11 protein-coding genes are annotated in these 25,013 nt (G+C 29.3%); 6 read left to right on the forward strand and 5 right to left on the reverse strand.

Annotated elements, in window-relative coordinates; all coding sequences use genetic code 11:
- Window positions 1-115: 115 nt before the first annotated feature.
- A complete protein-coding gene (locus tag ABDZ60_RS15540; protein WP_016207258.1) occupies window positions 116-1,426 on the reverse strand; it encodes an aspartate kinase in 1,311 nt (436 codons plus the stop codon).
- A gap of 138 nt (window positions 1,427-1,564) precedes the next feature.
- Here ABDZ60_RS15540 and ABDZ60_RS15545 point away from each other — a divergent pair, with 138 nt between their 5' ends.
- The 4 genes from ABDZ60_RS15545 (at window position 1,565) to ABDZ60_RS15560 (ending at window position 7,425) form a co-directional block, all read left to right on the forward strand.
- Window positions 1,565-2,482 carry a M15 family metallopeptidase gene (locus tag ABDZ60_RS15545; protein ID WP_343779306.1) on the forward strand — a complete coding sequence of 306 codons (918 nt, stop codon included), beginning with the start codon at window positions 1,565-1,567 and terminating at the stop codon, window positions 2,480-2,482.
- Window positions 2,483-2,718: 236 nt separating this feature from the next.
- Window positions 2,719-4,839 (forward strand): anaerobic ribonucleoside-triphosphate reductase, encoded by a 2,121-nt coding sequence (gene nrdD, locus ABDZ60_RS15550; protein WP_343779308.1) that lies wholly within the window; start codon window positions 2,719-2,721, stop codon window positions 4,837-4,839.
- 93 nt (window positions 4,840-4,932) lie between these two features.
- Entirely contained in the window at window positions 4,933-5,427 is a 495-nt protein-coding gene (gene nrdG / locus ABDZ60_RS15555; RefSeq protein WP_016207255.1) for an anaerobic ribonucleoside-triphosphate reductase activating protein, read from the forward strand.
- A 270-nt stretch (window positions 5,428-5,697) separates the two neighbouring features.
- Entirely contained in the window at window positions 5,698-7,425 is a 1,728-nt protein-coding gene (locus ABDZ60_RS15560) for a methyl-accepting chemotaxis protein (protein WP_016207254.1), read from the forward strand.
- 43 nt (window positions 7,426-7,468) lie between these two features.
- Here ABDZ60_RS15560 and ABDZ60_RS15565 read toward each other — a convergent pair whose 3' ends face one another.
- From ABDZ60_RS15565 to ABDZ60_RS15580, 4 genes are all read right to left on the reverse strand, one after another.
- Complete coding sequence (locus ABDZ60_RS15565) at window positions 7,469-8,605, reverse strand: hypothetical protein (protein WP_343779312.1); 1,137 nt, start codon at window positions 8,603-8,605, stop codon at window positions 7,469-7,471.
- A 132-nt stretch (window positions 8,606-8,737) separates the two neighbouring features.
- Entirely contained in the window at window positions 8,738-9,583 is an 846-nt protein-coding gene (speE, locus tag ABDZ60_RS15570) for a polyamine aminopropyltransferase (RefSeq protein WP_343779805.1), read from the reverse strand.
- Window positions 9,584-9,592: 9 nt separating this feature from the next.
- A complete protein-coding gene (speD, locus tag ABDZ60_RS15575; RefSeq protein WP_425544865.1) occupies window positions 9,593-10,012 on the reverse strand; it encodes an adenosylmethionine decarboxylase in 420 nt (139 codons plus the stop codon).
- A 245-nt stretch (window positions 10,013-10,257) separates the two neighbouring features.
- Window positions 10,258-11,562: a dicarboxylate/amino acid:cation symporter gene (locus tag ABDZ60_RS15580; protein ID WP_343779314.1), complete on the reverse strand. Its 1,305-nt coding sequence runs from the start codon at window positions 11,560-11,562 to the stop codon at window positions 10,258-10,260.
- 341 nt (window positions 11,563-11,903) lie between these two features.
- Here ABDZ60_RS15580 and ABDZ60_RS15585 point away from each other — a divergent pair, with 341 nt between their 5' ends.
- Window positions 11,904-18,596, forward strand: coding sequence for an alpha-amylase family glycosyl hydrolase (locus ABDZ60_RS15585; protein WP_343779316.1), 6,693 nt, complete (start codon window positions 11,904-11,906; stop codon window positions 18,594-18,596).
- A 455-nt stretch (window positions 18,597-19,051) separates the two neighbouring features.
- Window positions 19,052-25,013 (forward strand): 5'-nucleotidase C-terminal domain-containing protein (locus tag ABDZ60_RS15590; RefSeq protein ID WP_343779318.1); only part of this gene is annotated, 5,962 nt, incomplete at its 3' end.

A 25,013-nucleotide genomic window follows, 5' to 3' on the forward strand; every position in this document is an offset into this window, starting at 1 on the left:
ATATATTTTTAATTATATTACATATTTGTATAAAATTAAAGACTGCTAATACTTTGTCAGCAGTCTGAAGAATATAGGCAATATAATAATTATTATATTGCCTATATTCTTATATTTAGTTAAATGAATTATAAATAGCGTTTATACCTTTTTCAAAATCATCATTTTCTATACCGATTAATATATTAATTTCACTTGAGCCTTGATCAATCATTCTAATATTAATATTGTTAGAGCTTAAGGCAGAGAAAATTTTAGCTGCAATTCCTTTATTAGAGGACATACCATTACCAACTGTTGCAATAAGTGCCATATTGGGATGAACAACTATAGAATCAGGAGTACAAGTTCTTCTTATTTCATCAACTAAAATATCAGTTTTATTTTTTAATTGAGAATCAGATATAACTACACATACAGTATCTATACCAGATGGCATGTTTTCAAATGAAATACAGTTTTGCTCTAGAATAGAGAGAACCTTTCTACAAAATCCAAGTTCTGTATTCATCATTGCTTTTTCAATTGAAATTACAGTAAAGTCTTTTTTACCGGCTATTCCTTTTATAGGATTATCATAATCTGGTTCCATGTCTTTAACGATTAAAGTTCCTGGGTCAAGTGGCATATTTGTATTTTTAATATTAATGGGTATTCCCGCATTTCTTACAGGAAAAACTGATTCTTCATGCAAAACAGATGCTCCCATATAAGAAAGTTCTCTTAACTCACGATAAGTGATTTTTTTTATTTGCATTGGATTTTTAACTATCCTAGGATCAGCCATTAAGAAGCCTGATACATCAGTCCAGTTTTCATATAAGTCAGCGTTTATACTAGCAGCAATCAATGCACCAGTAACATCAGATCCGCCTCTTGAAAATGTAACTATATTGGCATTAGAATCTGATCCATAAAACCCTGGGATAACAGATTTTTCACTTTTAGAAAGAACGCTGTTTAAAGCTTTATATGTAGCATCAGTATCTAAACTTCCATATTTATTGAATATAATTACATCTTTAGCATCAATAAATTTAAAATTTAAATAAGTTGCAAGAATAATACCATTTAGATACTCCCCCCTACTTGCAGCATATTCTTTGGACGCTCCATTTTCGATGTCATTTTTGATTTTTTGTAAATAATTATCTATATCTAGAGATATTTCAAGCTCACAAACTATAGCTTTATATCTGTTAGATATAAGGTTAAATACATCATCTAATGGAATACCAGATTCGATGTGAGCATGACAAAGATATAAAAGATCGGTAATTTTGAAATCTTTAGAGTTTCTTTTTCCTGGTGCAGAAGGTATTACAAATTTTCTTCTATCATCAGATAAAATAATTTCTCTAACCTTCCTAAATTGATTAGCATCAGCTAAAGAACTTCCCCCAAATTTTGTAACTATTGTATTCATATATAGCCCCCTTATAAAAGTATTTACTATATATTAACAATAAATTCATAAAATCTCAAATGAAAAATAAAAAAAATTTAGAGTATCAAAAAAAAACTTTGGAATAATAAAACTATAAAATAAAAAGTAGGTGAATCTATGAAAAAATTTTTAATTACTACATTTTTTATAACTCTATTATCTTTGAATTTATTAGCTTACAATACCTATGGATTCATTATAGAAGATGATACATATATAAATAATACAAAAAGAGATTTATTAGTATTGATGCTAGCATATAAAGAGGAGATAAAAGAAATAGAAATCTCAAAAGACAATTACATATACTTAATTTTAAATAATAATAGCAAAATATTATATGATGATAAAAAAGAAAAAAATAGAGATTCTAAAGTATCTAACTCAGATATTCAAGATACATTAGAAGAGATATATCCTCTAGAAAGTATAGACAAGGTTTTGGAAGGCATTGATCCAGGAAGAAGCAGATGTTATTCTTTGCTTAATGGACTTTATGGAGGTAATAGGAAAGAAGTTGAGAAAAATCTATCTAGTATTTCAACCTTATGCGGAAATATTACTTTTAATAAGAACGCGAGAGCTGGTGAAGCCTTAAAAAAAGCATTGAATGAAGCAAAGGAATTAGCAAATAATAAAAATAAAATAAATAATTTTATTTTTCCTATAAGTGGAGGCTATAATTATAGGGTAATTCAAGATACAGGAAGGCTTAGTCCTCATGCATATGCAATAGCAATAGATTTAAATAGAAATAACTCAGATTATTGGAAATGGGTTGATAAGTCAAAGGGAAGTAAAAGAATTGAAGAATATCCTAAAGAGCTAGTAAAGATATTTGAAGATAATGGATTCATTTGGGGTGGGAAATGGGAACATTTCGATATATTACATTTTGAATATAGGCCTGAAATTATATTAAAAAGTAAGTATTTTGGAAACTCCTCAAATATAAATGAAGGTAATTGGTATGATGGAGTTCCAATAAATGCTGAAACAGAAGAGCTTATAAATATAATAGATAGTAAAATATAAAAATTAAAGCTATGTTATTTTAATAATTAAAAGATTAAATTAACATAGCTTTAAAAATAATAACTATAGGTATAAAACAAAAGTAAATTAAGATAAGTGTAATTTGGAGAGGATTGTTTAAAAAAATGAGAATTTGTAAAAATGCAATTAAAAGAAATTTATAGTATAATTAAAAAATCAGTTTATTAAGAAAAATAATAGAGTTTTAAAACTTTTAAGGAGAGTCGATGTATTAAATGAAGGTTATTAAACGAGATGGAAATGTAGCTAATTTTGATAAGAAAAAAATAAGGGCTGCAATTTCTAAAGCTATGAAAAATGGTAGTGGAATTTATTTAGCTGATATAGCAAAGCTTATAGCAAATGATGCAGAAAAATATTTTAGTAAGCAAAGTGATACTCCAACAATACATAAAATAGAATCCTATGTATATGATAGGCTTGTTCACTATGGACAAGTTGTGACGGCTAAATCTTATGAGGGATATAGAGCAGTTCAAGAATTTAAGAGAAATACTAATACAACAGATGAAAGTATTTTAAGTCTTCTAAATAAAACTAATGAAGATGTTGCAAAAGAAAATTCAAATAAGAATTCAGTTATAGCTGCAACACAAAGGGATTTAATTGCAGGAGAAGTATCAAAGGATATATCAAGACGAAGACTTATTCCAACTCATATAGTCCAAGCTCATGATGAGGGGACGATACATTGGCACGATATGGATTACACTCTTTCAAATATTTTTAATTGTTGTTTAATTAATTTAGAAGATATGCTAAACAATGGAACAGTTATAAATGACAAACTTGTAGAATCACCAAAGTCGTTTAGTACAGCATGTACTGTAACAACACAAATCATGGCACAGGTGGCAAGTAATCAATATGGTGGACAAAGCATAACAATAAAACACTTAGCTAAATTTTTGAAAATAACAGAAGAAAAATATTATAATATTTTTATAGAGAAATGTAATGATGAAAACTTAGCAAGGGAACTAGCTAAGGATATGAAACACAAGGAATTAAAAGATGGGGTACAGACTATTAGGTATCAATTATCAACCCTACAAACTACTAATGGACAGTCACCTTTTTCTACTATTTATTTGGAAATTGAAGTTGGAAATGAATACGAAGAAGAAATGGCTTTAATTTGTGAGGAAATGATAAAACAAAGATTAGAAGGAATGAAAAATTATAAAGGACAAGAAATAGGGGAAGCTTTCCCTAAATTAGTATATCTTTTAGATGAACATAATTGTCTAGAAGGTGGGAAATATGATTATATAACTAAATTAGCAGCAAGGTGTACAGCAAAAAGACTTGTCCCAGACTATCAATCAGCTAAGATAATGAGAATGAATTATGAAGGGAATACTTTTCCACCAATGGGCTGCCGTTCTCACTTGAGCGCATTTAAAACTGAGGATAATGAGTATAAATGGTATGGAAGATTTAACCAGGGGGTAGTTTCGTTGAACCTTCCACAAATTGGGATAATAGCAGATGGAGATATGGAATTATTTTGGGATATGTTAAACCAAAGGCTAGAACTTTGTAAAGAAGCACTTTTAACAAGACATAATATGCTTCTTGGAACCTTATCAGATGTTTCTCCTATTCATTGGCAGCATGGAGCAATTGGAAGATTAGAAAAGGGAGAAAAAATAGATAAGTTACTTAAAGATGGATATTCCACATTATCACTAGGATATGTTGGTATTTATGAAATGGTTCAAGCTATGTTAGGAACAAGTCATACCAGCGAAGAGGGAGAAAAGTTTGCATTAGAAGTAATGAATCATATGAATGAGTGCTGCAAAAAGTGGAGAGAAGAAACTGGATTAGGTTTTAGTTTATACGGAACTCCAGCAGAAAACTTAATATATAGATTTTGCAGAATAGATAAAAGTAAGTTTGGCGTAATACCAAATGTTACGGACAAGTTATATTACACAAATTCATATCACGTGCATGTATGTGAAGAAATAGATGCATTTAGCAAACTTAAATTTGAATCTCAATTCCACAATATAAGTTTAGGGGGATGTATTTCGTATATAGAAGTTCCTGATATGTCAAAAAATCTTGAGGCTGTGGAACAAGTAATTAATTTTATATATCACAACATACAATATGCAGAAATAAATACAAAGCCAGATATATGCTATAAATGTGGATATACTGGAGAAATTAAACTTGATGAAAACTTAGAATGGGTTTGTCCATCTTGTGGAAATAGGGACGAATCAGAGATGCAAGTTATGAGAAGGACTTGTGGATATATAGGAACAAATTTCTGGAATAAAGGGAGAACAGCAGAAATAGGAGATAGAGTTTTACATTTATAATATATTTACAAACATTTATTAGGTTTATAAATATATTAGATAAGACATAAATAATATCTTATCTTAAAAAAATACTAGTAGAAGGTTTTATAAATGAATTATGCTAAAATAAGAAAATTTGATGTTAGTAATGGACCTGGAGTAAGAACAACATTATTTGTAAGTGGATGTACTAATAATTGTGAAGGATGCTTTAATAAAGATTTACAAAACTTTAATTATGGAGATAAATGGACCAAAGAAATAGAAGACAAGTTTATAGAGTATGTTAAAAATACTAATGTAAATGGAGTTAATATTTTAGGTGGAGAACCCATGGATCAAATAAAAGACAAGGATTTATATAATTTATTAAAGAGAATAAAAGATGAAACTAAAAAAAGTATTTGGTTATGGTCAGGATATCTATATGAAGATATATTAAAAAATGAAGACAGAATGGCTATGTTATCTTTTGTAGATGTATTAGTTGATGGTAGATTTGAAATAAATAAAAGAAATATATCTTTAAAGTATAGAGGCTCAAGTAATCAAAGAGTTATAGATATACCTAAAAGCATAGAGAATAGAGGTATAGTAGAAATATAATATTTTTACAGTAAATAAACGGAGCTAGTTTTTATAGCTCTGTTTATTTTTTACTATTATAATTTTATAATGGTATAGGTGACTGAATATATTTAAGATTATATTAATTTATAACAGCAACTAAAAATTAAATTGATAAATGTTAACTTTTTCATATAGTATATTGACAATTATTATAAAGTTTTGACAATATATAATTTATATTTTGACTAAAAATATAAATTATTGGATAATTAAATTGTAATACAAAAATGTTAGCGAGGTGGATGTATGATTAAAAATTTAAAGGTTAGAGTAAAAATATATATATTAACTACTACATTGACATTAATGATGCTTGTTATTGGTGGAATTGGTATATTTCAAATTAATAAGGCTGATGAAAGAATGCAAAAAATGTATAATGAGAACTTTTTATCAGTATTAAATCTAAATAATAGCATAAATGAAGAGAGAAGTATTGAAGCAAGCATTTATAAAATGATTCTAAATAGTGAGAATAAAGAATATCAAAAAGAAGAACATGAGAAAATAATAAATAGTGAAGAAAAATTTAATGAAAGTTTTAGCAATTATAAAAATATATATATTGATGAAAATACAAGCAAGGCAATAATAGGGTTAGAAACTAAATTAAACTCATACAGAGCAGAACAAAAAAAAGTTATTGATTTAGCTTTATCAGGAAATGAAAGTGAAGCCAAGAAAAAATTAGAGGAAATAGAGATAAACTTAGGTGAAGGTTTTAGATATGAATTAAATAAACTTTCAAATTATACGAACACCTTAGCTGAAAATATAAAAACAGAAAATGAACAAGCTGTAGATAAATTAATATCATTACTAATTATTAGTATCATAGCAGTATTTTTTATTGGAATAATAGCTGCTGCTATTATAACTAAAAATATTATCAAGCCATTAAAATTAGCAGTAAGAGAGATGGAAGAAATCTCAAAAGGTGATTTTTCAAGAGGAATTGATAAGAAAATTTCAAATAGAAAAGATGAGCTTGGAATAATCTTGAAATATATAGGAACAATACAAGATTCTTTAAGTAATTTGATAAAAAATGTTAAAGTACAATCAAAAAATACAGAAGTTTCTATAATAAGCATAAACGACAATATGAATAATCTAAATGATTCATTAGAAAATATTGCAGCAACTTCAGAAGAAATAACAGCAGTAATGGAAGAAACCTCTGCATCAACACAGGAAATCGATCACTCAATTAAGAGTATTGAATTATCTATAGAATCAATTGCTAACAAGGCAAATGAAGGAGCGGAGATAGCAAGTGAAATAAGTAAGAGAGCATTAGATAATAAAAGTTCTGTTAGTTTAGGATTAGAAAATACAAATAATATCTTATACAACTCTAAAGTGTCACTAAAAGATGCAATAGATAAAACTAAGGTAATCAATAAGATTTATGAATTATCTGAAATAATAATAGAAATTACAGAACAAACCAATCTTTTAGCGTTAAATGCATCTATAGAAGCTGCAAGAGCTGGTGAAGCAGGAAGAGGATTTTCAGTTGTAGCTGAAGAAATAAGAAAGCTGGCAGAAGCTTCTAAGGAGTCTGTAATAAAGATAAAAGAAACAGGAAACGATATATCAAGTGCGGTTAACAGTCTTATTGATGGCTCTAATAATTTGATTAAATTTATGGATGAGGATTTACAAAAAGAATTCTCCAATATGATAACTGTTACAGAAACTTACAGAAATGATGGAGAATTAATAGATAGTATTGTACGTGAATTTAATAAAATTTCTAGTGATTTATTAATATCAATAAAAGAAATATCAGATATTATGGATGGAGTATCTAAAGCAACAATAGAGGGAAGCAACGGAATAACTAATATATCTAATAAAATTGTTGATGCAAGCAATAAATCAGATGAAACTATGCTCAACACAAATAAGGCTATGGAAAGTTCAAATAATTTAAATATCTCAATAGATATATTTAAAATAAAGAAATAAATACAAGGTACTATAGAAAAGTAATTCTATAGTACCTTGTATTTTAAGTAGATTTGACATCATATTTATAATTGAAAAGTATATCCTTTTTAGAGTTAGGACCCACAGTTATATTAAAACATGGATTACCATTTGCATCAATATCATACTTATCAGTAGAATAATCTATTTCCCAAGGAGCAAAAATTGGCTCACATATTTTTATAGGAATTTCTTCATCTTTTGTGTTAGTTATTATATAAAGAACTTGCTTAAACATATAATCTTTGTATTTTTGAAAATTAATTAAATTTCTCTGTGAAGTAACATCAAAGGCTTTTCCCATTACAAAAGAAACTTCCCTATCTTTTGCAATACCTTTTATAGAACTACCACCAACAAATTCTAAATTTTCCCCATATTTAGTATATGAGTTTATACTGCCGGATGGAAGTGGAAATCCTAAATTGTTTTCAGTTGTATTTTGAAATTTAATTACTATGTTAGCATTTATAGAGTCATACCCAAAATCATAAAGTTTAGTATATTTAATTCCTCCTCTAAAGAAATTCTTTATACGTTTTATTGTATTATTAAGAAAAGAATATTTGCCAGGAATAGTATAAATATAGTAATCAATAATTCCACTATCAACTATTGAACTTTCTAGATTCGTAGATTGAATAGGAGTATTAAGTAAATACAAGTTTTTATAAGCTAAATTAACATCTCCAGCAATAACTTTTAATGTTGTATTGTTATAATCTATTCCAGATTTATTTACAAGATTAAACCAACAGTGAATTTCTAGAGTTTCTTCTTGTAAAATTATTACATAACTGCTAGACCATCTTATATTATCAGTAAGATAGCTTAGTTTAATATTATCTAGTTTTTTATCTGTCCCTTTAATTAAAATTGAATTAGGAATTAAACTTTCACAATTACTACAAGATATTGTATTTGAGTCTTTAGCATTACAACAAATATAGTTAAAAATCATTGCAAAATCATCTACCCCCAATACAATAACAGAAGTTTCATTTAAAAACTTACTTATGTCCAAATATTCAATAGTGACATAGGGGTTAGAATCAGGTTTAGGCTTTAAAATCTCTCTAGTTTCATTAACTAGTGCTGTATTGGTATAAACTGTTAGTGAAAGGTCTTTATTTTGTAAATTAGTAGATTTTATATACATGCTTAATCCTCTTATAATCATTTATATATTAATATAATATATATAATTATAACTAATGTGAAAATAATAGATTAATATTGTACATAAATATAAAAGCTTATGTATTGGATAATACATAAGCTTTTATATTAACTAATCATTTAATAATTCTTTAACATAATTCGGAAGCATGAATGCTCCTATATGTAAGTCCGTATTATAATACTTAGTTGATAAATTTAAAGAATTCCATTTATCAGCATTAAAATCTTTTAAGGGATGTAATTTTTTTGATGCAAAACAAAACATCCAATGACCAGAAGCATAAGTAGGCATATGATATTGATAAGCTTCACAAATATCGAAGATTCCCTTAAGTTTACTGAAAGATCTTTTCATTTCCTTTGCATTATGCGGATAGTAAGGACTTTCGCATTGATTTATTAGAATTCCACTTTCTGTTAATGAAGCAAAACAATCTTTATAAAATTCAGTTGTAAATAATCCTTCCCCAGGTCCTATTGGATCAGTGGAGTCTATTATAATTAAATCATATAAATTTTCTTTACCTTTAACAAATTTAATTCCATCTTCGAAAAATAAGTTAACTCTTTCATCATCTAATTTACTAGATGTAAAAGGTAAAAACTCTTTTGAAGCTTTAACAACAGCTTCATCTATTTCAACCATATCTATATTTTCAATATTTTTATATCTTGTTAATTCTCTAACAGTACCACCATCTCCAGCACCTATTACTAATACATTCTTTATACTTTTATTAGTAGCCATAGCTACATGAGTTATCATTTCATGATAAATAAATTCATCTTTTTCAGTAACCATTGTCCAGTTATCAATTACAAGTACTCTCCCAAATTCATAAGTATCTAATACATCAATTTTTTGAAATGGGCTTTGTTCAGAATACAAATGATTTTTAACCTTCATAGAAAAATTTACATTTTGAGTTTGATTTTCAGTATACCATAATTCCATATCCATATCTTAACCCTCCATTTTATGTTTTACTTGAATATTATCATATGCTCCGTTGGAAAAGGCCTTAACCTTATCAACTAAACCTCTTGCAACTTCAGTAGATTCACTTCTTTCAGCTTTTAGTGCATCTTCAAGATACTTAAATGCAAGCCAAGGATTAACAGTATCACCACATGTAAAAAGATCTACTGATGCATAACCATATTCAGGCCATGTATGAATTGTAAGATGAGATTCCTGGATTATAACGGCACCGCTTACTCCCCAGGGATTAAATTTGTGGAAACAACTAGTAACTATTGTAGCATTTGAAGCAATAGCAGCTTCTTTCATATGCTCCTCTATAATAGCATGATCCTTTAAAATCTCTTTATCACAGTTGTAGTATTCCACTAAAATATGTCTTCCAAGTTGTTCAATTTTCATAAAAATCCCTCCAAAATTATAAATTTAATTCCATCCGATAGATAGATATTTAATTAGCAAAAATGCTTCACTCATGAAACCTCCTAAAAATATATAAAAGTTTAGTAATAGTAAACTTTGAGTTAAACTATACTAACTATATCATTTTAGCAATGAGATAAAATCTTGTCAATAAATATTTTTAAATTTATAATGTTGCAGGATTAAATAATATTAATTTTAAAAGTACAATATTATTGATTATTCTAAATAGAATTATCAGCATTTTCATATAGATTATTTAGATTCTCCATACTATTTATATCGCAATAATATTGCTCTTCATTAAAGGAATTTTCAGATTTACTTACAATAATAGTACATATACAATCCCCCATTGTATTAATAGTGCTTCTACACATATCTAAAATTCTATCTATACCAATAATTAATCCTATGCCTTCTATTGGAAGTCCTACTGATTGAAGTACCATTGAAAGCATGACCATGCCAACTCCAGGAACACCGGCAGTTCCAATTGAAGCTAATGTAGCTGTTAATATAATAGTTAAAATACTAGTTATACTTAAGTCAATATTGTAGACTTGAGCAATAAATATTGAAGCTACACCTTGCATTATAGCAGTACCATCCATATTTATAGTGGACCCAAGAGGAATAGAAAATGAAGAAATAGAATTATCTACCCCCATTTCATCCATAGCATTTAAAGTAACAGGTAAAGCAGAATTGCTTGAAGCAGTTGAAAAAACTATAGAAGCAGGTTTAATAAATTTTCTTAAAAAAGGTTTTATACTTAGTTTAGTAAAAAATTTAAATAGTCCTCCATATATGAAAATTGAATGTATCAATAGTGAAAGAAGTATAACAATCATATATTTGATAAGTGGCATCATGGCATTAAATCCAATGGTTGCAAAAGTATTTGTCATTAATGCAAATACTCCAAAAGGAGCAAAATTCATTATTATTTGAACGAATTTCATTATCACTTCATTTAATGAATTTAAAAAAGTTTTTACTATAGTTGCTTTTTCTCCCACCATGCTTATAGATAGACCTAATAAGATTGAAAAGAAAATTACTTGAAGCATATCTCCTTCCACAAAAGATTTGAAAGGATTAGTAGGAATTATTCCAATTATTATGTCTATAAATGAATTACCCTGTGAAATTGTTGGTTCACTTATTAGTAGATGAGACATATCAAGACCAATGCCAGGTTTTATTAGAATAGAAAATAATATGCCTATAGTTATTGCAATACATGTTGTAGAAAGATAAAATAAAAATACTTTTCCTCCAACTCTTCCAAGCTTTTTTATATTTTCGATGGAAGCAGCACCACATGTTAATGAAATAAATACAAGAGGCACAACCATCATTTTTATTGATGCTAAGAAAAGATTAGATAAAACCTTTACAAAACCATTCAATATAATAGTATTTTTAATTAAGTCAGATTCTAAATTTTGAATAATAATTCCAAACAATGCTCCTAGGAACATTGAAATGAATATTTTTTTTGTCAAAGAAAAATTTTTTTGCATAAAAAACCTCCCAAAAATTAACAATTTAATTACTATAATATTATTATGAAGCATATTTTGGAAATTGACAAGCTGTTAAAAAAAATAAGTTGTCAGAAACTCATATAAGTATATAGATGATATTAGAAGATAAGAAGAATTTTATTAATATAGGTAATATTTTATAATTTTGTACTAATATACAAAAAAATTAAAATGTATGGAAAGTTTTACAATGATGAATTACAATTGGGATAAGAGGCGTTTTCTATAAAAAATTATATGAAATAAATATATGAACTCAACAATGGAAACGTTTCCGAAAGATCTTTGATAATTTAATATAAAAAGGAGGATTTTTTATGAGGGGAAAAAGTGTCTTAAAACACAAAGCTAAATTTAGCATCTTTACACTTATACTATTTTGTTTAACATTAATACCTATACCTAATAATGTGGTTAAAGCAGAAACTACTGAAAGTCAAAAGGTTAAAGTTAGATTCTTTAAAGAAGATAGTGACTATGCTGGATGGAATATCTGGGCATGGTGGCCAAATACGGATGGACATGTAATTGAATTTACACATAAGGATGAAAAGGGTGTATATGCAGTAATTAATGTACCTACATCTGGTGAACTTGGAATAATAATAAAAAAAGGCGAATGGGAAACAAAGGCAACAAAGGATGTTAAATATGACCTATCTAAAGGAGAAACTGAAATTGTAATTACAGCTGGAAAATTAGATAGTGGTGATAATGTAGAGCCTAAAAGTATAGTATATGAACCTTTATACAAGAGCTTTGATAAAATTAATATTAAAGTTAATTATAATAGACTAAATAAAGATTATGAAGGATGGTCTTTATGGAACTGGATTACAGAAGGGGCTACTGGAGTAGAAGGCATCTTTGATAAGGATAATGAATTTGGATGCGAAACAACAATTTCATATACAGGAATTACAAATTCTTCGAAGACAATAGGGACTAAGGGGAAATATGGAAATTGGGAAAAACAAGATAGTTTTGAAAGAATAGTAGACTTAGCATACTTAGATTGCAATGGTAATCTAGAAGTTTATTATAAGCAAGATGACAATAAAACTTATTATGTTAAACCAGCATTAGTTGAAGAAACTCCAGAAGAGGGTGGAGTAGTTGCAGATGAACTTGTTAATCAACCTGGAGGAAAAAGTAAATGGTATGTTGCAGGTTCTTTCCAAGGATGGAATCCAAACAATTCAGAAACTCAATTAAAACATTTAGTTGACGATTTTTATGAATATTCAACAGTTTTACCAGCTGGTGAACATCAATTTAAAATTGTAAAGAATGGAACATGGGATGGATTTAGTAACAATGGCGATAATTTTATTTTAAATTTAACTGAAAAAACTAAGGTTAATTTTTATGTTAATGAAGAATTAAATCAGATTAGAATAAATATTGCTGGAGTTAACGGATTAACTCAATATGTTCCAGAATTAAGTGCAGATAAATGGCCAAGATTAGTTGGGGACATTCAAGAAGTATTTGGTGAAGGAACTTGGGCTCCTGCAAATGCTAAGCAAATGTTTGTTGATTATAACTTTGATGGAAGTGTGTACAAGCTACAAAGGAATTTACCAGTAGGAAAGTTTGAAGCTAAGGTGGTATTTGGAGCAAGTTGGGATAATGAAAACTATGGTTCACAAGAAGGAAATTTAGTAGTTAATGTTTTAGATCAAGCAGATGTTACCTTTGGAATTAATTACAAAGGGGATAAGATATTAACTCATAACTATAAGCCAACAGAAGGAAATTTTGATGGACTTATAAATAAATCAGCAATAAAATTTGATTCAAGAAGTATAACATATAAAAAACCATTTGGTGCAATAAAAGAAGAAACAGAAGATTTAACATTAAGAATTGGAGTTGCTAAAGATGATGTTCAAGTTGCAAAAGTTGAACTTATTGATGGAAGTGGAATAGCAAAAAGCTATGATATGAGAAAAGCAACTACAATAGGAGAAACAGATTATTATGAAGCAATAATACCAAAAACAGAGTTTAAAGGTATTGGAATATGGGGTTATAAATTTATACTAGTTGATGGTAAAACTAAGGTTGAATATGGTGATGATAATTTAAGTGGTGGAAGTGGCACTACTGCAGAAGAAGGAGCATTACCTTATAATTTAACAGTATATGCTAAGGATTATAAAACTCCTGATTGGATGAAAAATTCTATAGTATATCAAATATTTCCAGATAGATTCTTTGACGGAAATGAAGACAACAACAGAGCAAAGTTAATAGATGGATATAGAGGATATACTTTAGAAAATGGAGAAATCAAACCATATAAACTTCAATATTTTGATGGTGGAGTTAATGGTGAACCTTCACAATCACAAGTATGGGGTGAGTGGACTGATTATCCAGAAAATCCAAGGCATAGTACTCCAGAAAATAAGCCATATTATCCTAATTCAGAAACAGATAATATTTGGACAAATGAGTTTTATGGTGGAGATATTCAAGGAATAGAACAAAAGTTAGATTATTTAAAATCTATAGGTGTAAGCGTTATTTATTTAAATCCAGTAGCATGGGCAGCATCTAACCACAAATATGATGCAACTGACTATAAATCTTTAGATCCAATGTTTGGTAAACCTGTTTACAACTTAGCAGGAGATTCTACCTCAGGATTAAATTATGAAGCTACAAGGGCTGCATCAGATAGAATATATCAAGCTTTTGCAAAGGCATCAGAAGAAACAGGAATTAAACTAATAGCAGATGGAGTATTTAACCATGTTGGTGATGACTCTATATACTTTGATAGATATGAAAAGTATCCAGAAATTGGTGCTTATGAATATTGGAGAAAAGTATATGATAAAGTAAATGCTGGAAAATCTCAAGATGAAGCAGAAAAAGAAGTCATAAAAGAATTTGAAAATCTTAAAAATCCTGTAACAGGTAAAAACTACTCTTATCCAGAAGACTTTGAATTTACAAACTGGTTCAAAGTTGAAAATGAATGGATTGTAAAGGACAAAGATGGAAATAGCTTAGAAAAGAAAGACCAACATTATAAATATGAAGGCTGGTGGGGATATGATTCATTACCAGTAATGGAAGCTAAAGAACCGCAGGAAGGTGATGAATTAGCTATTTCAGGAAATCATGAATGGAATAATGTTGACTATAGAGAAAATGTTATTGGATATGATTTAAATGCTATGACAGAGGAAGAAGCACAAGAGCAAATTCAATATGCAGCATCTCAAAGATGGATATGGATGGGGGCAAGAGGATGGAGATTAGACGTTGCTCCAGATGTATCAACAGCTACATGGCAAAAGTTTAGAGAAGCTGTTAAATCTACTGCAGGAAAATTAGATGCAAATGGAAATGTAATCGATGATCCAGTTATATTAGGAGAAGAATGGGGAGTTGCAACTCATTATCTATTAGGAGACCAATTTGACTCAGTAATGAATTATCAATTTAGAGCTGCTCTTCAAAATTATATAATAAGTGGTAATGCAGAAAACTTTAATAATGCACTAGAAGTTATTAGAGAAAACTATCCAAAGGAAGCTTGGCAAGCTATGCTAAACTTGGTAGATTCTCATGATACTATTAGAAATATAACTAAAATAGACAATCCTACATGGGAAGAAGAAAACACTAAAATTGCTCCAGAAGCTTCAGATAGTGCATTAAAGCTTCAAGCATTGACTGCAATTTTCCAAATGGGATATCCAGGTGCTCCAACTATCTATTATGGTGATGAAGTAGGCGTAACAGGAACTAAAGACCCAGATTCAAGAAGAAGTTTTCCTTGGGACAGAGTTTCAGAAGAAAATGGAGATTATTCAGCAGTTGGAAGATATTCAGAGTTATTTGACGTTTATAAAAAAGCTGCAGAAGTAAGAAATGAAAATCTTGATTTATTTGCAACTGGTGAAATTCAAACAGCATATTCAAGTGATAATGTAATAGCCTATGCAAGAAGAAATTCTGAAAAAGGAGCATTATTGTTATTAAATCAATCATCACAAGAAAAAACTATTGAAGCAGATGTAACAGGATTTTTACCGGAGGGACTAAGTTTAAAAGATGAATTATATGGGAATATAACATCAACTGTAAAAGATGGAAAAATTCAAATTACAATTCCAGCTCAAACAGGATTAATGATGGTATCTACTAACAATATTGTAAATGTTGAAAAGGTACAAGGACTTAAAGCTAATGCAGAACAAGGAAAAGTAACATTAACATGGAATGATGTTGATGGAGCTGCTAAATACAATATTTATAGAACTAATCTTGAAGGACAAAAGGCTGAAAAGATTGATTCATCAAATAATACAAGATTTGAAGATAATACTGTTGTTGATGGTGTAAGATATTATTATTATGTTACAGCAGTTAAAGATGGAGGAGAAAGTGATTTCAGCGACTCAGTAACTGCACTTCCATCATATACTATTGAATCAATTGACACACCTAAGCAAGTAAAAGATTTAACTATTGGAATAGGAAATAAAACAGAAGAAATAACTGTAAAGGTAAATATTCCAGGATTAACTGATAATAATGAATATAGAGGAAAAGATATTCCAAACTTTGAAGCTAAGTTAATGTATTATAAAGAAGGAACATTAAAGGATAATGCAAATAGTACTAAGCTAAGATATAAAGAAGATGCTGAAGATGGATCAAAGGTTTATTATGCATCATTTGAACCAACAGAAGCTGGTGTATATAAGTACTATGCTAAAGCTACTACAAATGCTGGTGATAATTATGTAGAATCAGTAGAAGCATCAATGAAAGCTATAATGAATAGTGAAGATACTACAGCGCCAAATGCACCTACATTAAGTGATATAGTTGTGGAATCTAATAGAGTAAAAATTGATTGGACATCAGATGGTGTAGATGTAGAAGGATTTGAAATATATCGTAAAGAAGGAAATAATGAATTTGTGAAAATTTCTGTAGTAGATAAAGCTGCTAAAGAATTTGTAGATTTTACAGTAAGTAACGATAAAGATTATACTTATAAAGTTGCTGCTTATGATAAGTTCTATAATAGAGCTGATTCAGAAGAAAAATCTGTTACTCCAAAATTAGTTATGGTAGATGTAACACTAAGATTACACATTCCAAATTATACACCTGCTACAGACGATATTTATATTGCTGGAGATTTAAATGGATGGAATGCTTCAGGTGGAAGACTTACAGTTCCAAGTGGTGCAACATCTAGAGATGTAGTAGAATATAAATTTAAAATGATGGCAGGAAAGAGTATTCAATATAAATATACAAGAGGTTCATGGACTACAGAAGCATTTACAAGTCATAATCGTATTCAAAATGATACAGAGGATTATGGAAACTGGTCTTATAGTTCTACTGATACTAATATGAAGTTGACCGTTAAGAATCAAGGTGGAAACTCAATGGTAGTTGATGATTATGTACTACGTTGGGTGGATATGCCAATGATGGTTTCAATGCCAAGAATTTCTTATGGAGAAGATATTGAATATGAGACTTCTGATAAAGAATTTACCTTAAAAGCTAGCGTTCCGTATGGAGTTAAATTTACAATAAATGGTGAAGATATAAATGAATTATATCCTAACGCTATGGATAAGTATGGTAATGTATATGTGGAAGGAATAAAATTACAATCTGGTATTAATGAATTTAAACTTGGTATAAAGCCAACACAAGAAACTATTGATTTACCTTGGTACACTGATGATGGTAGAGCTTCACAAGCAACTAAGGAAATAACAATGAAGGTTAACTGTACGGCAGAACCAGAAGCTGTGAAGGCGACAGGAGTAACCTTAGATAAGACAACATCAGAATTAAAGATAAATGAAAGTCTAGAGTTAAAGGCAAGTATTTCACCGGCAGATGCGACAAACAAAGATGTTACTTGGGAAACAAGTGATGAAAAAGTTGCAAAGGTAGATGAAAATGGAAAAGTAACAGCAGTAGGAGAAGGAAAAGCAACAGTAACAGTTACAACAAAGGATGGAAGCTTTAAGGCGGTATGTGAGGTTACTGTAGCAGCAGAAGAAGTGCCAGTAATAAGAGCAACAGGAATAAGCTTAGATAAGATATCTGTAGAATTAAAAATAAATGAAAACTTAGAATTAAAGGCAAGCATTGAACCAGCAGACGCAACAAATAAAGAAGTTACTTGGACTTCAAGTGATGAAAAAGTTGCAAAGGTTGATGAAAATGGAAAAGTAATAGCAGTAGGAGAAGGAAAAGCAACAATAACAGTAACAACAAAGGATGGAGACTTTAAGGCTACATGTGAAGTTACTGTAAAAGCAGATAATGAAAATCCTGATCCTGTAGAAAATGTAGTTGAAAAGATAGAAAATCCTAACGGAAAAAATCAAATAGTTATAAAGAATCCATCAAATGAAATTAAGCTTGAAATAAAAGATATAGAAGCTATAAAAAATGGAAACGGATCTTTAGAAATTAAAAATGGAGAAAATACTATATTAATACCATTTAGTTTAATAGATAAAGAATTATTAAAAGAAGGCTCAAGTATAATCTTTGAAATGAATGTTAAGGAAGATGCAACTATAACAGCTGGAATTAAAGGTGTTAAAAAAGTATTTGAACTTAACCTATTAATTAAGAATGGAGATAATATAGTTAAAGTTCATAACTTTAAAGACGGAGTTGCAACAATAACATTAAAATTAAGTGATGAGGACTTAAAAGGATTAAACAAAGGAAATTTAGCAGTATTCTATTATGATGAAGAAACTAAGACATTTAAAGAAATGGAAACAACTATAAATGGAAATGAAGTAACATTTAAGACTCCTCACTTTAGTAAGTTTATAATTGCAGAAAAAGCTTCTAATAATGGAAATGATAATGGAGGTTCTTTACCAGCAACAGGTGGAAATAATCCAATTTACTCATTAGTAATAGGATTAATTATAGTAGGTGCTGGAATATTCTTTGTATTTAACAAAAAGAAAGAGTATTTAAAGTAATATAGTAACAATTAAATTTAAAAATAAAATGGATTATATTTTAAAAATAAAATATAATCCATTTTTTATTAAGTATATTAAATATATTTGATTAAAATTTTACTTAACGTAACAAGTATAATTTACTTAACATAATACGAAAAACTTTAATATAACACGTTGGATAATAAAATAATTTCAAAAAAATATATAATATGTAAAGTGCTAAAATATAAAATTTAAAGATAGTGTCGATATATGTATTAAAATAATTACCAAATATAAGTACATTTAACTTGAAGAAGAGGGAGTAAGTGATAAAATTAAATTAGAAAGAATAAAGGGGGGATTTCTTGAGGTCGGTACAAAAAAATTCTATTTAAAATTTGCATTATAAGTCAGACATAATTAATTAAAGATATAGGAATAAATACTTATATCAAGAGCTTATTAAAAATATTTTAAGGGGGATGAATATGAAAAAGCTTTTAAAAAGCAGATTGTTAAGCTCATTTATGACACTTACGATGATATTAGGATTAGTAACAGTACCAGTAAAAGAAGTTAAAGCAGAAAAAGCAAATAACGTAGTAATAAGTGAAGTTTATGGCGGTGGAGGAAATGGTGGAGCGAAGTATAAAAACGATTTCATTGAATTGTATAATCCAACTGATACTGATATAAACATTGATGGTTGGAAAATAGAGTATGCATCCAAAACAGGTAGTTTTGTAGGAACAACAAATGTTACTATTTTAGCAGGAGTTATTAAAGGTAATGGATATTACTTAATACAAGAAGCAAAAGGATCAAATGGAACAGATGAATTACCCAATCCAGATGTAACAGATGGTAAAATAGCGATGAGTGGTACCGACTGTAAAGTTAGACTTATAGACAATAGTTCACAAGTCATTGACTTAGTAGGTATAGGAACAGCTAATGAATCAGAAGGAAATAGTACTGCTAAGGGAATGAGTAACACTCAAAGTATTCAACGTAAGGACAATAACGGTTCTTCAGATGGAGAAACTAACGGTTGGGATACAAACAATAATGAAAATGATTTTTATGCAAAAGAACCAACACCTAGAAGTTCAAGTTATTCAGCTGTAGATATTGCATTAACTGGATTAAATATTGATGCAAACATATCTTTAGAAGTTGGAGAAAATAAAAGCTTAACACTTGCTTATATCCCTGAAAATACAACAGAAAAAGGTGTTGAATATATAAGTTTAAATCCTGAAATAGCAACAGTAGATAATGATGGAAAAGTTGTTGCTATTAAAGAGGGACAAACAACTATAGAAGTTAAATCAAAAATAAAAACTGATATAAAAGCAGAATGTAAAGTAACTGTAAATAAGGCTATAGATAAAGTTGGCCCAACAGTTACAGATTTAAAACCATCTAATGGACAAAATATAGGAAATTTAAGAAAACCTGAAGTTAGCGCAACATTTAATGATGAATCAGGCGTAGATATGAGTTCAGTTAAATTATTACTTGACGGAAATGATGTAACCGCTAACATATCTAAAGACAATCAAACTATAAAATATTCTGTATCAGAAGATTTAGATGATGGTACTCATACGGTTTTAGTTGAGGTTAAGGACACATTAGGAAACTTAACTTCAAAGGAATGGAAATTTACAGTTGGTGAAGTAAGTAAAAATTTATATTTTGGACAACTTCACTCTCATACTAATATATCCGATGGTACAGGTTCAGTAGATGAAGCATATCAATATGCTGAAAATACTGCAAAAGTAGATTTTTTAGCTGTAACAGATCACTCTAATTGGTTTGATAATGATAAATTAGCTAATATAGCTGATGGATCAATGAGTCAAGCTTGGAATAAAGGATTAAGTGCAGCAGATAAATACAATAAAGATGGAGATTTTGTTGCTATTTATGGATATGAAATGACTTGGTCAGGATCAACTGGTGGATATGGACATATGAACACTTTCAATACACCAGGATTTGAAACAAGAACAAATAGTAAAATGGATTTAAAGAATTACTATAATACTTTAAAAACACAAAAGCAATCATTATCACAATTAAATCACCCTGGAAAAACATTTGGAGATTTTAGTGACTTTGCATATTATGATGCTGAAATAGATAAACAAGTAACACTAATTGAAGTCGGAAATGGTGAAGGAGCTATTAGAAGTTCTGGATACTTCCCTTCATATGAGTATTATACAAGAGCTTTAGATAAGGGATGGCATGTTGCTCCAACAAATAACCAAGATAACCATAAAGGCAAATGGGGTAATGCTAACACTGCAAGAACTGTTATAGAAGCTTCAGACCTTTCAAGAGACTCTGTTTATGATGCAATAAAAGAAAGAAGAGTTTATGCAACTGAAGATGAAAACTTAAGAATTTCTTATGAAGTTAATGGAAGTACTATGGGGTCTATATTACCTAAAACAGATAAATTAGATTTCAAAGTAAATGTTGAAGATATAGATAATGGGGATAATATAAAGAAGATATCAATAATTGGTGATGGAGGCAAGGTTATACAATCTATTGATAATATAAATTCTACGGTTAAAGAATGGAATTTTTCAATAGATAAATCAAATAGTTCATATTATTATGTAAGAGTAGATCAAGCAGATAAAGATATAGCTGTAACATCAGCAATTTGGGTAGGAGATAGAGAAAACTTTGGAATTTCTACAGTAGATTCTGATACAGAAGTAATTATAGCTGGTGAAGAATTTAATATAGGAACTACTATATATAATAATGAAGCAACAGCTATAAATGATATTAAAGTAGAATATTATGTAAATAATGGAAGTGAAGCTATAAAAACTGAAACTATTGAAAAAGTAGATTCAGGTTCAACAGTGGTAGCTAAATTACCATATTCATTTACTAAAGCTGGAGATTATTCATTCCAAGTAAAAGTGACAGCTACTATAAATGGAACAGTTAAGGAATTTAAAGGAGCTATTGATGTTGAAGTTTTAGGAGCTAATGAAGTTTCTAAGGTCGTTATAGATGGTGCACATCAAAATCAATATGTATCCGGAGATTATTCAGGAAAAGTTACTACATTAACTGCATTAATGGCTCAAAATAAAATAAAATCAATTATAAATACTAAACCTATAACAGATGAAGTACTAAAGGGAGCATCACTACTTATAATGTCAGATCCTCAAAGTACGGTAAAAGATGCATATGGATTAACACCTCAAAAATATACTGAGGACGAATTAGCTGCAATAGCTAGATTTGTTAAAAATGGAGGAAATATTGCAATAACTTCTAAGGCTGATTATGGAGACGCTAAAGATGAGTATGGAAATGCAAGACAAGGGAATTCTGTACTTGAAGCAATAGGAGCTAAAATAAGATTTAATGATGACCAAGCTACTGATGATAATGAAAATGGCGGTCAAAATTACAGATTATATTTTGATGATTATAACACAAATAGCAGTTGGATGAATGGAATAGACACTACTAAGAAATATAGTTTTTATAGTGGATCAACACTTACAATGCCATCTGATACATCAAATATTGATGTTTTAGTAAGAGGACATGAAACTACTTACGGAAATGATGCTGATAAACAAGGTGATAATACAATTGTAGGAAAAGGTGATGTTGTAGGATTAGCCGTTGAAACTTTAGACAATGGAGCTAAAGTTGTAGTATCAGGAGCTACATTCTTCTCAAACTTTGAAATGGATGGTTTAGATTATTCTAACTACCAAATAACTGAAAAAGTTCTTAAAGAGCTTGCTTCAGCACCAGAGCTTCCTGTAAGCAAGATTGCTGATGTTAGAGTAGATGCTGATAATAACAATCTTCCAGATAGATTTGGTGAAGCAGTAGTAGTTGAAGGGTATGTAACTGCAGCATCTAATATTGCAGCACCAGGAAATTCATTCTTTGATGTTATTTATGTTCAAGATGAAACAGGTGGATTAACTATATTTGGAGTTTCAACCACATCAGTGAAATTAGGACAAAAAGTAAGAATTCAAGGAAAAGTATCCTCATATTTAGGTGATGCACAAGTTGCGCTTAAAAATGAAAGTTTAGGATTAAAAATTATAGATGAAAATATTAACTTAGTACAACCTACTAAACTTTCAACTAAGGACAGTATGCTTGAAGTAAAAGAAGGACTTTTAGTAAAAGTAGAAGGAAGAGTAACTAGAATTGTTGGACAAGATATATTTGTAAATGATGGAACTGGGGAAGCAAGGGTTTATGTTGAAGGATATATTAGAAGCAGCAAAAATCCAGGAGTAGATGATGAATGGAAAGCTAGAATTAATGTAGGAGATAAGGTTTCTGCAATAGGACTGGCATCAGAAGAACCAGCGGGAAGTCATAGATTGAGAGTTAGGGATTCAGCTGAAATTGAAAAGTTACCAAGTAATGATGTTGAAATCACAATACTTCATACTAATGATACTCATGGTAGAGTTAAGAGTGATTCAAGTGTTATTGGAATAGACACAATATCAGCAATTAAGAAGAGCATACCAAACTCTATATTAGTAGATGCGGGAGATACTCTACATGGTTTGCCATTTGCAACTATGAATAAAGGAGCAGATATTGTAACTTTAATGAAACTTGCAGGCTACGATGTAATGACTCCAGGTAACCATGACTTTAATTATGGATATCAAAGACTTTTAGAACTTGCTAATATGGCATCAGAAGGCAGTAATGGATTTCCTATAATTTCTTCAAATGTTATGAAGGGAGATAAAGCATTATTAAATTCAAATATAATAAAGGAAATTGATGGAGTTAAGGTAGGATTCTTTGGGTTATCAACTCCAGAAACAGCATATAAGACTAATCCTAATAATGTTATAGGAATAAACTTTAATGATCCTATAGAAAGTGCTAAAAAACAAGTTGGAGAATTAAAGGCAAAAGGAGCAGACGTAATAATTGCAATAGCTCATATTGGAACAGATGATTCTAGTGAAATAACTTCTCCAATGATAGCAAAAGCTGTTGAAGGTATTGATATTATAGTAGATGGACATAGTCATAGCAAATACCCAACAGGACTTGAAGCTGATAATGGAACAATAATAGTAAGTACAGGGGAATATGAAGCAAATCTTGGACAAGTAAAAATTATTGTGGATAAAGAAACAAAGAAATTAGTAAATACAGTTGCAACTTTAATTCCAAAGAGTACAGCATCTACTATAGAGGCAGATGAAACTGTAACATCCAAAATAAAGGAAATTGATGATGCACAAAATGTTATTTTATCAAAAGTAATAGGAAATTCTAAGGTTGTTTTAGACGGAGCAAGAGAAAATGCTAGAACAAAAGAAACTAATCTTGGAAACTTAATTACTGATGCAATGCTTTATGTAACAGGTGCTCAAATTGCCATAACAAATGGTGGTGGAATACGTGATAGCATAAATGAAGGTGAAATAACAAAGGGAGAAGTTGTTAAAGTCCTTCCATTTGGAAACTTTATAGTTACTAAGTATTTAACAGGAGCGCAAATTAAAGATATTCTTGAACATGGAGTTAAATCATATCCAGCAACTGCAGGACAATTTACTCATGTAGCAGGTATAAAATATGCGTTTGATAAGGATAAAGAAGCTGGTAATAGAGTATTTAGCATAACTATAGATGGAAAAGCATTAGATATGAATGCAAAATATCTTGTTGCTACAAATGATTTTATGGCAGCTGGAGGAGATGAATATCCACACTTTAAGAATGCTAAAACAGAAAATGAGTTCCAAGCATTGGATGAAGCATTAGAAGTTTATATTAAAAAACTTGGGGATGTAAATTATTCAGTTGAAGGTAGAATAGTAGTTGGTAAAGAGGTTCAAGAAGTAAAAGTAACAGGAGTAAGTTTAGACAAGACAACAGCAGAATTAAAGATAAATGAAAGCTTAGAATTAAAAGCAAGTATTTTACCATCAGATGCAACAAATAAAGAAGTTACTTGGACTTCAAGTGATGAAAAAGTTGCAAAGGTTGATGAAAATGGAAAAGTAATAGCAGTAGGAGAAGGAAAAGCAACAATAACAGTAACAACAAAGGATGGAGACTTTAAGGCTACATGTGAAGTTACTGTAAAAGCAGATAGTGAAAATCCTGATCCTGTAGAAAATGTAGTTGAAAAGATAGAAAATCCTAACGGAAAAAATCAAATAGTTATAAAGAATCCATCAAATGAAATTAAGCTTGAAATAAAAGATATAGAAGCTATAAAAAATGGAAATGGATCTTTAGAAATTAAAAATGGAGAAAATACTATATTAATACCATTTAGCTTAATAGATAAAGAATTATTAAAAGAAGGCTCAAGTATAATCTTTGAAATGAATGTTAAGGAAGATGCAACTATAACAGCTGGAATTAAAGGTGTTAAAAAAGTATTTG

It is taken from the genome of Clostridium sartagoforme (assembly GCF_039521405.1).
Taxonomy (GTDB): domain Bacteria; phylum Bacillota; class Clostridia; order Clostridiales; family Clostridiaceae; genus Clostridium; species Clostridium sartagoforme.